This window comes from Bradyrhizobium manausense (assembly GCF_018129685.1).
Classification (GTDB): domain Bacteria; phylum Pseudomonadota; class Alphaproteobacteria; order Rhizobiales; family Xanthobacteraceae; genus Bradyrhizobium; species Bradyrhizobium manausense_D.
This window is the reverse complement of record NZ_JAFCLG010000001.1, coordinates 1,351,982-1,365,259: the sequence shown is the minus strand read 5'-3', so window position 1 is coordinate 1,365,259 and position 13,278 is coordinate 1,351,982. Positions and strand designations below refer to the sequence as shown.

General features: G+C 63.7%; 10 protein-coding genes. 5 read left to right on the top strand and 5 right to left on the bottom strand.

The genetic code is table 11. From position 1 onward, the window contains the following. Positions 1 to 112: 112 nt before the first annotated feature. Entirely contained in the window at positions 113 to 1,795 is a 1,683-nt protein-coding gene (locus JQ621_RS06630) for a tannase/feruloyl esterase family alpha/beta hydrolase (protein ID WP_212233571.1), read from the top strand. A gap of 442 nt (positions 1,796 to 2,237) precedes the next feature. On the opposite strand, the gene JQ621_RS06625 is transcribed toward JQ621_RS06630, so the two are convergent. Then, complete coding sequence (locus JQ621_RS06625) at positions 2,238 to 3,461, bottom strand: hypothetical protein (RefSeq protein WP_312015389.1); 1,224 nt, start codon at positions 3,459 to 3,461, stop codon at positions 2,238 to 2,240. Positions 3,462 to 3,692: 231 nt separating this feature from the next. Between JQ621_RS06625 and JQ621_RS06620 the strand changes: the two genes are divergently transcribed. Together JQ621_RS06620 and JQ621_RS06615 are read left to right on the top strand one after the other, a co-directional pair. After that, positions 3,693 to 4,229: a hypothetical protein gene (locus JQ621_RS06620; protein ID WP_212233570.1), complete on the top strand. Its 537-nt coding sequence runs from the start codon at positions 3,693 to 3,695 to the stop codon at positions 4,227 to 4,229. Between the two features lie 763 nt (positions 4,230 to 4,992). After that, positions 4,993 to 5,226, top strand: coding sequence for an alpha/beta fold hydrolase (locus tag JQ621_RS06615; protein WP_212233569.1), 234 nt, complete (start codon positions 4,993 to 4,995; stop codon positions 5,224 to 5,226). 514 nt (positions 5,227 to 5,740) lie between these two features. Here JQ621_RS06615 and JQ621_RS06610 read toward each other — a convergent pair. Continuing rightward, entirely contained in the window at positions 5,741 to 6,361 is a 621-nt protein-coding gene (locus JQ621_RS06610; RefSeq protein WP_212233568.1) for an alpha/beta hydrolase, read from the bottom strand. Then, positions 6,358 to 7,296 carry a ring-cleaving dioxygenase gene (locus JQ621_RS06605; protein WP_212233567.1) on the bottom strand — a complete coding sequence of 313 codons (939 nt, stop codon included), beginning with the start codon at positions 7,294 to 7,296 and terminating at the stop codon, positions 6,358 to 6,360. The genes JQ621_RS06610 and JQ621_RS06605 overlap by 4 nt, the downstream gene beginning before the upstream one ends. Positions 7,297 to 7,424: 128 nt before the next feature. Between JQ621_RS06605 and JQ621_RS06600 the strand changes: the two genes are divergently transcribed. Next, positions 7,425 to 8,336, top strand: coding sequence for a LysR family transcriptional regulator (locus JQ621_RS06600; RefSeq protein ID WP_212233566.1), 912 nt, complete (start codon positions 7,425 to 7,427; stop codon positions 8,334 to 8,336). Positions 8,337 to 8,433: 97 nt separating this feature from the next. Here JQ621_RS06600 and JQ621_RS06595 read toward each other — a convergent pair whose 3' ends face one another. Together JQ621_RS06595 and JQ621_RS06590 are read right to left on the bottom strand one after the other, a co-directional pair. Beyond that, a complete protein-coding gene (locus JQ621_RS06595; protein ID WP_212233565.1) occupies positions 8,434 to 11,145 on the bottom strand; it encodes a hybrid sensor histidine kinase/response regulator in 2,712 nt (903 codons plus the stop codon). Further along, positions 11,142 to 12,179 carry an ABC transporter substrate-binding protein gene (locus JQ621_RS06590; RefSeq protein WP_249124694.1) on the bottom strand — a complete coding sequence of 346 codons (1,038 nt, stop codon included), beginning with the start codon at positions 12,177 to 12,179 and terminating at the stop codon, positions 11,142 to 11,144. Before JQ621_RS06590 ends, JQ621_RS06595 begins: the two co-directional genes overlap by 4 nt. Positions 12,180 to 12,462: 283 nt before the next feature. Between JQ621_RS06590 and JQ621_RS06585 the strand changes: the two genes are divergently transcribed. Beyond that, on the top strand, positions 12,463 to 13,224 hold the full coding sequence (locus JQ621_RS06585; protein ID WP_212233564.1) for a hypothetical protein: 762 nt from the start codon (positions 12,463 to 12,465) through the stop codon (positions 13,222 to 13,224). The last annotated feature ends 54 nt before the right edge of the window (positions 13,225 to 13,278 follow it).

Below are 13,278 nucleotides of genomic sequence, written 5' to 3'. Positions count from 1 at the left end.
TGGCCGCACCGGATGCAGACCTTGCCGCGCTGTCCTCGTTCGGGACAAGGCTTGCCAAGGATATGGTGCTGATATAATGGTTATATCAAATAATCAAATTGGGGAGATCGCCATGAGGTCTGGTGCTGTATCGGCAGTGACATTGGCTGCCCTTCTTGGAACGACGGCGCTCGCTCGCGCCGATGACGAGACCTGCTCGCCGGTCACCACGGCATCGCTTGCCATTCCCGGCGTCGAGATCGTCGCCACCAAGCTGCAGGAGGCCGGCAACAACCTGCCCAAGCATTGCATCGTGACCGGGCTCGCCAACCGTCGCACCGGTGCGGATGGAAAAACCTATTCGATCCAGTTCGAGATCAGGCTGCCGGTCGATTGGAACGGGCGCTTCCTGCACCAGGTCAATGGCGGCAATGACGGCGTGGTCGTGCCCGCGATGGGGTCAAGCCCCTCAGGTCTTGGATCGGGCGGCACGGTGCCGCTGGCGCGAGGTTTCGCCGTGCTGTCGTCGGACAGCGGTCATTCGGGCTCCGACCCCGCCAACAAGCCACTCGGACTTGCAGCGGGCGCGGCCTTCGGGCTCGATCCGCAGGCGCGGCGCGACTACGGCTACGCCGCCGACATGACGCTCTCGCCGGTCGCCAAGAAGGTGATCGCGCTGCATTACGGCCGCCAGCCGGAGCGCTCCTACATGGCCGGCTGCTCGAACGGCGGACGCCACGCGATGGTCGCCGCCTCCCGCATGCCCGAAAATTACGACGGCTTCCTCGTCGGCAATCCCGGCTTCGATCTGCCGCGCGCCGCGGTCCAGCACGCCTGGGACGTGCAGGCGTTCCTGAAAGCCGATCCGGATCTTCGCAAGTCGATCACCAAGGAGGATGCGCAACTCGTGGCGTCGCGCATCACGGAAGCCTGCGACGCACTCGATGGTGCCAAGGATGGGCTGACGTCCAATCTCGCCGCCTGCCAGAAGGCCTTCGACCTCAAGAGCCTCGTGTGCGCGCCCGGCCAGACCTCGGCCTGCCTGCCGGAAGCCAAAGTCGACGCGCTCAAGACCAGCCTCGCCGGGCCAAAAAATTCGAAGGGCGAAGCGCTCTATTCGGACTGGCCGCTCGACGGCGGCATCGGCACCGGCAACTGGCGCGCCTGGAAAGTCGAGAGTTCGGTCCCGCCCTGGAACAACTATCCGATCATCGCCACGATGGGCGCGGCGTCGCTGAACTACATTTTCTCGACCCCGCCGGCTCCCGTGGAAGGCAGCAGCGACAAGCTCATCGATGCGCTGAAGGCCTACGATTTCGACAGGGACGCGCCGAAAATCTTCGCCAGAGACGGCACATTCACGGAGTCCGCCATGGACTTCATGACGCCGCCCGATGTCGACGACCCCAAGCTCACCGGCCTGCAGGCGGCCGGCCGCAAGATGCTCATCTTCCACGGCCAGGCCGACCCGGTGTTTTCGGTCAACGACACCATCCGCTGGTACGACCGTCTGAACAAGAACGCGCAGGGCCATGCCGATGGGTTCGCCCGCCTTTTCACCATACCGGGCGGGACGCATTGCGGCGGCGGGGTCGCACTCGACAAGTTCGATGCACTGACGGCACTGACCGAGTGGGTCGAGCGCGGCAAGGCGCCGGAGCGGATCATTGCCTCCAGCGATCCCGCCAACAAGGAGATCCCGGCGACATGGAGCGCAAACCGCAGCCGGCCTCTCTGCCCCTATCCGTCATATGCGGCCTATTCCGGTTCAGGCGATATCGAGGACGCGGCGAACTTCGTCTGCAAAACACCGTAGCGCGGCAGCCCGCGCCTCGTCGCTGCAAAGAGCAACTCGGGTCGGAAGAACGGGGAGCGGGCTCCATGGCCTTGACTAAGGCGCGACGGAGTCAGGTTCGATCGGCGTCTGGGATCACCTCTCCCGCAGGGAGAGGTCGGATCGCTTCGAAGATGCGATCCGGGTGAGGGGTTTCGGTCTCACTGGGTGCCGCGGCCCCTCACCCGGATTGCTCAGGCGCGCAACTGCGCGCCATAGCAATCCGACCTCTCCCCGTCGGGGAGAGGTGATTTGAGCTCTCGGTTCGCATCGATTGAACCAAAACACATCATGCTTTAAGGCGCGATGAGATTGGCTCGAATCGTCATCGCGCTTTAGCTTGTTGTTTGCGCATGATCTCCGCGCAAACGCATTCCGCGTTTGTCGCGAGGGAAAACCGCTTCGCGCTTTTCCGGATCATGCTTTAGGGTAGTCCTTTTGTCGCCGTAAAGGGATTGAAGCCAATTTGCGCCAGGGCAGCCCACGAAGCTGCGCCAAGATGTGGCAAGCGGAAATAGAGTCGGGGCCTGGCCGGATCGGTGTCCAACATGAACCCAGTCGGTAGCGCGCGGATATTTGTGGCATAGAACCCGCCATCGGGCGACCTCTGGGATTCGATGACGGCGATCAACGACTCTGCCTTCTCGGTCCTGCCGAGCAATTTCAGTAAGAGAGCCATTTGGCCCGTCCCTTCGGTCCACACACCGTCTCGGTCTTCACCGTAAGAAAAGCCATGATCGACGCTCATTCGCTGCTCGGCGGTCGTGATTGCCGATGCAAATTGCCTGGCCGCTCCGCGGAGTGCCGTTAACGGCCAGATTTGAGCATCAAGGGCCAAAATCGGATTGCGCGTGACGCCGTCTTCCGCGGTGCCTGCGGCGAAACAGGCGCATGCCGGATCCCACATCGTATCGACGAAGCGCTCGGCAGTTGTTGCCATGTCACGCCAGCGCGAATCGCCGGTGCGGGTTGCAAGAAGGCCAAACGCGGCAGCGAGGTCGGTATTGTGTTCGGTTGATTTCCATGTCCGCACCTCGGGCGTCGGCTCGTGCCCGAACGTGCCGCCCGTGAAACCGCCAGTGCCGCGCGCGTCGGCCCATTGCGCGACCCAGGTGCCAAGGCGTGCCGCACCATCGCGGAACCGAGATCCGGTGCTCGCATCGTCAATCGACAGCAACGCCAACATGGCCCATGCCATGTTGCCGACATCGCTGCCCACCTGATATCGATCTTCCAGCCATTTGTTCTGCGAGATGTCCCACCAACCCGGAAGCTTGGCGGAGCCACTTTCCACCACACCCGCGGCGTAAGCGTTCCGGAGCCGGCCATCGTGCCAGGTGCGGTCGTTATCGATGGCCCAGAGGATCGCCGAGCCAATGCGAGACGCCTTGTCGCGCTCGCCGCAACCGACCAATGCGATGGCGGCGACCGCATTGTCATAGAGATAGGCGGCGCCATGGAGAGGTCCGGATTCGACGGTCGGAAAGCTGGGCAGGAACAACGGCCCTGATGGCGATGCCTTGTCGATCAGATCAGCAAGGTATCCGCACGCTGACGCTTCCGGTGTTGCTTGAGCGCGGCGTGGGGTGGCGACCACAATGATTGTGAAGGCCGTTACGATCGATACGAAGATTGCTGTTCGGCCCACTTGCTGTTCTCGCGGTGGACGATGGTCTTATCTATACCCGTCGGGCGAGGTGTTGAAGTGGCCCGTCTGCGAAGTTGCGCCTCGTGTGCCGGAGGTCCGCTCATGAGGCAGAGCGGACCAGATTTGCTCAGCCTGGGTTCTTCTCAAGTTGACCCGAAGCTGACCTCATCTGTTCAACTTCTCAAAATTGGATTAGGGTGCCACTACAACCATTCGTGCGCAGTTCTGTAGATGAAATCGGCCAAGCGAAGCCTAGCTGTTGTCGCTGTGATGATGAGCGCAATCATTGTCGGTCTGCCGCGTTCTTCGGCGATGGAGAATAACGCGCCCATTGCGTATTTTTCCGAAGGCGCGCCAGACGATCTCGTAGAGGCGATGAACAATTTGCCTCCTGACGCTAGGGATGTCGTCGTTGCGAAAGTTCGCTTGCAGCAACCCATAGCATGGATGGGTGGTCGTCACTGCGAAGGTTGCACCAACGATATTTTTTTCGCCCGTCTGAAAATCACTGAGGCTCTCAGGGGCCAAGCCGAAGTGGGCCAAGTGCTTAATGTGTTCCTGGGCAAGCGCAGTGAACACCGAGAGCACATCGCTGTCCCTGGCTCGCCACGTCAATGGTGCCGTGAGTACACGGTTGTAATCTACACCACGGATGATGGCATTCGGCGGTTAGCTTCGTTCCAGATCAGTAAGACTTTATACGACGAAGTTTCTGCTGAAGCGCTCGCATATCAAGGCGAGCGACCGAAGCGGGGATTTTGCGACTAGCTCGTGAGCCCGCTTGTGGCCCATCGCAACCGTCGCGCGGTGTGCGGTCATGTCCGAAGTTGAGGGTAAGATCGAACCTGATTGCTCACGGCCGAAACCGGCGCTGTTGACCCATTGCGGAGATAATTCCGCCTTGGCATGATCGCGGGATGACGAACGAGCGGATTACCAACCTTCTGCGAACATACGGGTTTTGCGTTTTCTATCTTGCAGTTGCGTCACCCGTTCAGTCGCTTGCTGCCTCTGCACAAGATACAACCTGCAATTTTGCCTGTTTCGCACAGTACCCGTTTGACGGTAGGTGCCGTAAGCCAATGAAAGGTGCCAGACTTTATTCGGGCCGCGTCCTCAGCGTTTCACGGGAGTGTCCGAATACAATTCTCCATATACAGACTGAAGGCCAAGAATTGCCTTCTGTAGTTGAAATCCAACTTAACGGTTGCAAGGTGTTTGCGGGTAGGGTCGGCCAGCTTGTGGAGTTCGGCGTGACGGGACCAAGTTCTGACGTGCGACGCTACCCCCTAGCCTGTGATCTTCTTCGCTAGTCGGCGACTTCCGCTTGTGGCCCATCTGCGACGTTGCGCCTCGCGCGCCGGAGGTCCGCTCATCGGGGCAGAGCGGACCAGATTTGCCTAACCCGAGACTCGTCCCAGTTTGCTCCGAAGGCGACAATCAGCCCCGCTCCGCGCCGTCGCGAGATCAATCCTGATCAAGCAAGCCACTATGGATCGGGCAACTATTCCGGCAGCAAGAGATAACTCATATGGCGACATTCGTCCTTGTTCCCGGAGCGGGCGGCATGGCCTGGTATTGGCATCGCGTGGTGCCGCTTATTCGCAGATCGGGGCACGAAGCCATCCTGATCGATTTGCCTGGTGACGACAGGCACGCCGGTCTCGCGGTGTATGCGGACATTATCGTCGATGCGATCGCGAAACGAAGCGAAATTGTGCTGGTCGCTCAGTGGCAGGCTGACGAAGCGCCTTCTTGCGCATGAGAGCGCTTGAGATGATCGCGTAGCGGTTCTGCCGCCTTCTCGTTGATGAGATCCGAACGCGGCGACGTGGGCGATGGAGTGAGTTCGATCGGCGGCCATCTTCCCCTCTCGAGAGACGGGGCAATCGCATATACGAGGACTTTTCCCTGCGGCCTCCTTCCAGACGCCCGCTTGGGCGGGCTCCTCAGGATGAGGACGGAATACGCGGCAGCAGTTTCAGCGGGCACCGCTTTCGATGAGCCTCATCCTGAGGAGACCGCGCAGCGGTCGTCTCGAAGGACGAGGCGCGCGCTCAGGCGGCCCAAAGGGTCGTATGCGATTGTCCTGCCGTCGGAGACGGTCGGATTGTGCCGGCGATGCGGAGCATCGTCCGTAGCAATCCGAGTGAGGGGCCGCAGCGATCAGTGAGACTGTAACCCCTCACCCGGATCGCATCTTTCGATGCGATCCGACCTCTCCCTTCGGGAGAGGTGAAGGCGTGGCCTGATCCGATTCAGCCAAGACTCACCGCGCTTCACGCTGCTTTCGCGTCGACGCTGCCGATCCAGTTGCGGGCGAGGGTCACGTCGGCCTGCGATAGTTGATGGCCTGCCGTCAAGACCTTGTAGTCGACACGCGCGCCTGCTTCCGACAACAGCGCCGCAAGCTTGGCAGAGTTGCTCGCCGGCACGATCGGGTCAGCCTGTCCGGACAACAACAGAACGGGTTTACCCGCAAGGTTGGCTGTGGGCGGATCCGACAGCGGCACCATCGCGCGCAGCAGCACCGCGCCTGCGAGCACGTCCGGCTTCAGCAGCAACAGCGCGGCGGCGATGTTGGCTCCGTTGGAGAAACCGACCGCGACCGGCGCGGCAATGTCGTAGCGCTTCCGCGCGTCCGCGATGAAGTCGCCGAGCTCGAGGGCGCGCCGGCGCACGTCCTCCTCGTCGAACACGCCCTCGCTGAGACGACGGAAGAAGCGCGGCATGCCGTGTTCGAGCACGCGGCCGCGCGGCGAGAGCAGGGCCGAACCCGGCGAGATCATCTTGCCGAGCCCAAGCAGGTCGTTCTCGTCGCCGCCGGTGCCGTGCAGTAGCAGCAGGGGCGGAAGGTGCGCGCTGGTCGCGGGCTCGAAGCGATGGATGAACTCGGTCATGACGCGGTCGCTTCCAGGCTCGGCAGCACGCCCTCGATCTGCTTGCGGTGCTGTTCGAGGAATTTAGGCAGCTTCAGGTCGCGTCCGAGCGTCGCCACCGGCTCATCCACGGCAAAGCCGGGGATGTCGGTCGCGATCTCGAACAGGACTCCGCCGGGCTCGCGAAAATAGATCGAGCGGAAGTAGTTGCGGTCCTTCTGCTCCGTCGGGTGCAGGCCGTGATTGCTCACGAGCTTTTGCGCCATCTTGCCCTGCTCGGCATCGTCAGCCGCGCGGAAGGCGATGTGGTGCACCGAGCCGCCGCCCTGATGCCCGCGCAAAAAGCCCTTGGCCTCGTAGATGTCGACGACGCTGCCCTCCGCATCCCCAGGCGCCTTGAAGCGGATCACGGAGCCTTCGCGCCCCGTTTCCTTGAAGCCGAATACGTCGGTGAGCACGGCAGCCGTCTTCGCCGCGCTGTCGAGCAGCAAGGTCACGCCATGGAAGCCGCGGATCGCATGCTCTGCCGGCACGTCGCCGTTGCTCCAGCCGGGCTCGTTCTCGGCGCCGGGAATGCCGACGAGGGCCAGCGCCATGCCGTCAGGGTCGGTGAACGGCAGCACGGATTCGCCGAAGCGCTTCTCCAGCGCCTCGTAGGGAATGCCCTTCTCGATGAAGCGCTGGGTCCAGTAGCCGAGCGAACGCTGCGGCACGCGGAAGGCGGTCTGATGCGTTTCGCCAACGCCGCGGCGTCCCTGCGGCACGCCGGCCCAGGGGAAGAAGGTCAGGATGGTGCCGGGGCGGCCGGTCTCGTCGCCGTAATAGAAATGATAGGTGCCGGGATCGTCGAAATTGACCGTCTTCTTGACGAAGCGCAGGCCGAGATCCCTGGTGTAGAAACCGAAATTGCGGATGGGATCGCCGGCAATCGCGGTGACATGGTGCAGTCCAGACATTGTCGTCCTCCTGAATTCGGGAGCCGTCTTGCTCTGACCGGACATATCGTTCCGCTTTGGATTGGAGACAATCCATGCAAATATGACGTCTATGTCTACGATTTGGAAACAATCACCGCGGGCGGCCCATGGATAAGGTCGCCAGCCTCCGGGCCTTCGTGAAGGTGGTCGAAAGCGGCAGCTTTGCCGAGGCCGGGCGGCAGCTGCGGCTGTCGCGCTCGGCGATCAGCAAATACATCGCCGATCTCGAAGAGAGCCTCGGTGTGCAACTGCTGAACCGGACCACGCGGCACGCCAGCCCAACCGAGAACGGCCAGCGCTATTTCGAGCGGGCGGTCGTCATCCTCTCGGAGATCGAGGCGGCCGACCAGGCGGTGGCGCAGGCCCAGTCGGCGCCGCGCGGCCTGCTGCGCGTCAACGCGCCGATGTCGTTCGGCACGATGCGGCTGGGGCCCGTGCTCGCGGACTTCATGGAGACTTACCCCGAGCTTCAGCTCCAGATCGTGCTGAGCGACGATCTGCTCGATCCCGTCCAGGACGGTTTCGACGTGACGCTGCGGATTGCGGACCTGGAATCGTCGAGCCTGATCGCGCGAAAAATCATGCCGGTCCCGCGCATGATCTGCGCTTCGCCGGATTACCTTGCGCGTCACGGCACGCCGAAACATCCGCAGGAGCTGCGCGCCCATGCCTCGCTGACCTACGGCTTCCTGCTGACAGGCAATCAGTGGAAGCTGACGGGCCGCGACGGCGATCACTGGATCCAGCCGGCCTGGTCGCTCTGCGTCAACAATGCCGAAGTGCTGCGTGACGCCGCGATCAAGGGCAGGGGACTCGCGTTGCTGCCGCAGTTCATTGCCGCGGAGGCTCTGCGGAAGGGCGAGCTGAGGACGGTGCTGGACGACTATTCCGCGCCGCCGCTCGCGCTCTACGCAGTGTATCCGCCGACGCGGCATCTGTCGGTGAAGGTGCGGCTGTTCATCGATTTTCTGGTGGAGCGGTTTGGGAGGGAGGAGGAGGCGGGGGTGCGGACGCGGTGAGGCAGAGGTCATTGCAGATCGCTCGATCCACAACGGGGATCCGGGCGACCGGCCACAGCAATCGGGCGATCCTGCAATCCCTCACCGGATCGCATCTTCAATGCGATCCGACCTTTCCCTTCGGCAGAGGTGAGGCTTCGGCGGGCGCGAGCATATTGTCGAGCGCGCTCATCGAGGCATCGCAAAGCGCGGCGAGATCGCGGGCAGCGTCCTGGCACTCCGCTGATGACATCGACGGCGCCGCCAACTCGATCTCGCGACAGCGATCGAACAGGCGGACGAGGCCGAGCGCGCTCGCGGCGCTGCCGAGCTGGTGCGCGGAGCGCGCGAGCTGCCTGTGATCGGCGGTCGCGGCGGCTGCGCAGATCTCGGCGATCAGCTTTGCGCTGGTCTCGTTCAGCAGATGATGCAGCTTGGCGATCTGGGAGGGGCCGAGCAGCTCCTTCTGGTCGTCGAGAAAGTGCCGGTCGACCAATGCGCCTGATACGAGCGGCTGATCTGCCGCAGCTTCCGGCGCGTCCTCGATCGCCTCGCGCAGCGCGTTCATCAGGATCGGCTTGCTGACGACCCTGGCGATCCCGGCGCCTGCGAGCCGTTCGCGGGTGCCGCGCGACACATCGGCGGTGACCACGATGATCCGCGGCATCGGCTGCAGCGGGAGCCGGCGAATGCGCGTGGCCGCCCCCACGCCGTCCATGTCGGGCATGTGCAGGTCCATCAGGACGATGTCGAACGGCTGGCTGGCGGCAAGGGCAACCGCGGCAGCGCCGTTCCTCGCGATCGCGGCGCGGTGGCCGAGCCTGGCCAAAATGGCCTCGCCGACCTCGCAATTGACGGGGTCGTCGTCGACCAGCAGCACGCGGAGTTGGCGCGATGGCTGCGGCAGCGCGCCTTGGGCGATGCCGCTTGCGGCGTTGCCGACCGGGACGAGAAGCGTGAAGACGCTGCCGGCGCCCGGCGTGCTCTCCACGGTCAATTCGCCGTGCATCAGCCGCGTCAGGCGGCGCGCGATCGCAAGTCCAAGGCCGGTGCCGCCGAACCGCCGCGCGATGCTGTCGTCGGCCTGCACGAAGTCCTCGAAAATCCGCTCGTGCATGTCGGGCGCGATGCCGATGCCGGTGTCGCGAACGACGGCGCGCAGACGCTGATGATCGTCATGCTGCTCGATCGTCGCGCTCAGGGAAATTCCGCCGCTCGGGGTGAACTTGATGGCGTTGCCGATGAGATTGAGCAGGATGCGATTGAGCCGGACGGGATCGCCGTGGACGGAGGTGCTGACCGTCGGGTCGCAGGCGAGGTCGAAGGTCAGCCCCTTGCCGATGGCCTGCGGACGCATCAGATCCGCCGTCGTCTCGATCAGCTGGTCGAGGCGGAAGTCGCGCGTCTCCAGTGTTTCGGCGCTGGCCTCGAGGCGCGCATATTCGAGGATGGCGTCCACCAGCGCGATCAGCGTTTCGCCCGAGGCTGCGGCGGTGGCGAGGTGACGGCGCTGGACCTCGCTGAGCCTGCCGTCGTCGAGCAGTTGCAGCACGCCCATGACGCCGTTGAGCGGCGTGCGCAGCTCGTGGCTGACCACGGCGAGGAAGCGCGACTTGGTCTCGTTGGCCGCGACCGCGACGCTGCGCGCGCGCTCGGCCGCATCGTGCTCGGCGAGGGCCTGATCGCGCGCTTTCTCCAGCTCGGACGTCCGCTCGATCACCTTGCGCTCGAGCGTCGCGTAGGATTCGCGCAAATGCGCGGCCATCCGGTTGAACTGGTCGCCGAGTGCCTCCAGCTCGTCGCCGGTCTTGATGGCAAGACGCAGGCCGAGATCGCCGCTGCCGATCCGCCGCGCGCCCTGGCTCAGCACCTGGATGGGCACGGTCATGCGCCGGCTGAGCCACAGCGACACCAGCGTCGCGAAGGCCAGCAGGATGATCAGCAGAAAGGCCGACCGCCCGATCGACGCGTAGATCGGCGCGTAGGCTTCGCTGAGCGGAAGCTCCACGAACACCAGCCAGCCGAGCGAGGGAACGGTCGCATAGGTCGACAGCACGCGCTGACCCGAAAAATCCTCCTTGACCTGGCCGCCCGACGGCGGGCCGACGCCGTCGAGCGCAGCGCGCACATCCTCATGCCCGGATAGATCGCTGCGGCGGAGCGCCGGCCACAAATCGGGATGCGCGATCAGAACGCCGAGGCGATCGACCACATAGGCCTTGCCGCTGTTGCCGACCCTGATGCCGGCAACGAGGTCCCAGATGAAACGCAGATTGACCTCGGCGACGACGACGTTGGGTGCGCTGCCGGTCCCGCGCGTGGCGATCGTCATGAACGGCTCGGTGTCGCCGAAAAAGTAGACCGGCCCGTAATAGGCCCGGCTTCCGCTGGCGCCGCGGAAGGCGGCAAAGGAGGACCGGTCGGCCTGGCTGCCGATCCTGTCCGCGACGCGGCGCGACACGCGCACCTGCTCGCGGCCCTGTGAATCGAGCTGGGTGATTTCGGCAATGGCGGGCGAGAGGCGCAGCAGGCGGATGGCGTTCAGGCGCACGTCTTCGTTGGTCGAAAGCTCCGGCGGCAGGCGCGACAGCCATCTGACCTCGTTCTCGATCTGGCTGATGAACTGGCCGATCTGGATGGCTGCGCTCGCCGCCTGCTCGCGCTGGGTCGCGGCGAGCAGCTGCTTCTGCTCGCGATAGGAGAACCAGACGTCGAACCCGGTGCTGATGGCGAGCGCGGCGAAGGTGAGGGCGACGATCGCGTAGAGATATTTGCGGAACAGCCGACCGGGAGGCGTCCGCAAATCTCCCCGGTCGATCTGCTCGTTCACTCGCGAATCTCGTCGGCGCGCGCGAGCAGCGTGAACGGGATCTTCAGTCCGAGCGCGCCTGCGACGGTGCGGTTGATCAACAGCTCGTATTTTCGCGGCGATTGCACCGGAAGATCGCCGGCCTTGGTGCCGCGCAGGATCAGATCGACGTAATCGGCCGAGCGCACCTCCAGCGTCGGCCCGTAGCTCATCAGCCCGCCCGCATCCATGAAGTAATGATAGGGATAGATCATCGGCACGCGATATTTCGCCGCCGTTGCGACCACCGCCTGGCGGTTGACGACGAGAAAGCTGTCGACGAGCGAGATCATCGCCGCTTTCGGCGCCTCGGAAAAGCGGCCGATCGCGCCGTCGATCTCCGCGGCGGTACCGACCGGCGCAAGCACGACCGCAACGCCCGAGGCCGCGGCCTCCTGCTCGAGCGAGTCGAGGTAAAAGCGCCCGGCGCCGGGCGTGCTCGCCGGATTGAACAGGATGCCGACGCGTTCGATATCCGGCACGGCTTCCTTGATCAGCTGAAGCCACTTGCCGCCCATCTCCGCGGTGCTGCTGGTAAAGCCGGTGACGTTGCCCCCGGGATGGGCGAGGCTTGCAACGAAGCCGCTGCCGACGGGATCGTTGGAGGTCGCGAACACGATCGGGATCGACGTGGTGGCCGCCATGACGGCCGCGGTTTCCACGCTCGAGCCGGTCAGGATGACGTCCGGCTTGAGATCGATCAGCTCTGCGACTGCGCCCTTCAGCTTGTCCGATCCGCCGAAGCTGGAGCGGACCTCGAGACGGTAGTTGGCCCCTTCGACCCAGCCGCGCTGCCGCAAGCCGGCGACCAGCGCGCCGAGGCGTGAGGTCGAGCTCTCGGTCATGTTTCGTCTGGTCAGTTCATCGTCGAGCGGCAGGCCGGTGATCGAGGCGACAATCCTCAGGCGATCTGCGCCGAGCGCAAAAAAACCCGCGGCCGTTGCGCCCGCGAGCCGAAAGAAATTACGGCGGGTGACCACCGGCGCAACGCGGGCAGGAACGGGCCGTACCATCATGAAATGTTTCGCAGAAGTTGTCCCTCCCAATGTGCTTAACGCGAAAGGCCGGTGATCACAATTGATGAAAAAATGCGCTTGTGAATGATCATTCGCAGCCACGGGCAGCCCGATACCGTATTGCTACGTGGATCGCGGTTTCGATCGATGTCTGCCCCGTGGTGCTTTGTAAGGCCTTCCGGCATTGCAACATTTCCGTCCCGGTTGAGGCGAAAGATCGGGGAGTTGATTGAGAAGCTGCCGATTTTTGAGCCGTTGTTTCAGGTTTTTTCGAAGGTTCACGATGCGCAAAATCTACCTCGTCACGGCCCTGGTTGGCCTTCTTGCGACCGTTGCGGCCGGGCCTCTGACGGCTCAAGGCGTTCAAGGCGCAGCATCCAAGCAAAAGGCCGCGGCGGCGCCAAAGGCGGTCGCGGCAGGTGCGCCCCCGGCCGCAGCAGCCCCCGGCGCGGGAGCTGCTGCACCGGCCGCCTCGAGCGAGGCGACCGATGACAAGGCCAAGGCGGTCGACGGTTTCCGTTCGGCCAAGTTCGGCATGAACGAGGCCGATGTCCGTGCGGCGATGGCCAAGGACTTCAATCCGAAGGCCGACGCCATCAAGGCCCAGGACAATCCGTCCGAGCTGACCCACAGCGTGCTGCTCACCGTTCCGGATCTGCTGCCGAACGGCGGCACCGCCGAGCTTTCCTATGTGTTCGGCTACAAGTCCAAGTCGCTGATCCAGGTCGGCGCGGTCTGGTCCAAGGCGACCGATGCGGCGATGACGCCGGAGAAGCTGTTCTCCAACGCCAACATCCTGCGTGCGCACTTCCTCAACGAAGGCTTCAAGCCCGACTCCATCGCAGTCAACATGCCCGTCGCCGGCGGCATCGTGATGTTCCGCGGCAGCGATGCCAAGGATCGTTCGGTGATCCTGCTGCTGCAGGGCACTTTCGAGAACAAGGAGAACAACCAGCGCGTGCTCACGCCCACGAGCCTGCTGCTGTTCTACGTGGCCGACGCCAAGAGCCCCGACGTCTTCAAGCTTCCGCCGGGCCAGTTCTGATCCCGGACCTTCTCACGACGCTATCGCACCCGGCGGGGGATCGGCACTGACGCC

Bases quoted from the DNA above. Each gene is read 5' to 3' on its own strand.
- JQ621_RS06630 (WP_212233571.1), top strand. From the start codon at position 113: ATGAGGTCTGGTGCTGTATCGGCAGTGACATTGGCTGCCCTTCTTGGA.
- JQ621_RS06620 (WP_212233570.1), top strand. From the start codon at position 3,693: ATGAAATCGGCCAAGCGAAGCCTAGCTGTTGTCGCTGTGATGATGAGC.
- JQ621_RS06615 (WP_212233569.1), top strand. From the start codon at position 4,993: ATGGCGACATTCGTCCTTGTTCCCGGAGCGGGCGGCATGGCCTGGTAT.
- JQ621_RS06610 (WP_212233568.1), bottom strand. From the start codon at position 6,361: ATGACCGAGTTCATCCATCGCTTCGAGCCCGCGACCAGCGCGCACCTT.
- JQ621_RS06605 (WP_212233567.1), bottom strand. From the start codon at position 7,296: ATGTCTGGACTGCACCATGTCACCGCGATTGCCGGCGATCCCATCCGC.
- JQ621_RS06600 (WP_212233566.1), top strand. From the start codon at position 7,425: ATGGATAAGGTCGCCAGCCTCCGGGCCTTCGTGAAGGTGGTCGAAAGC.
- JQ621_RS06590 (WP_249124694.1), bottom strand. From the start codon at position 12,179: ATGATGGTACGGCCCGTTCCTGCCCGCGTTGCGCCGGTGGTCACCCGC.
- JQ621_RS06585 (WP_212233564.1), top strand. From the start codon at position 12,463: ATGCGCAAAATCTACCTCGTCACGGCCCTGGTTGGCCTTCTTGCGACC.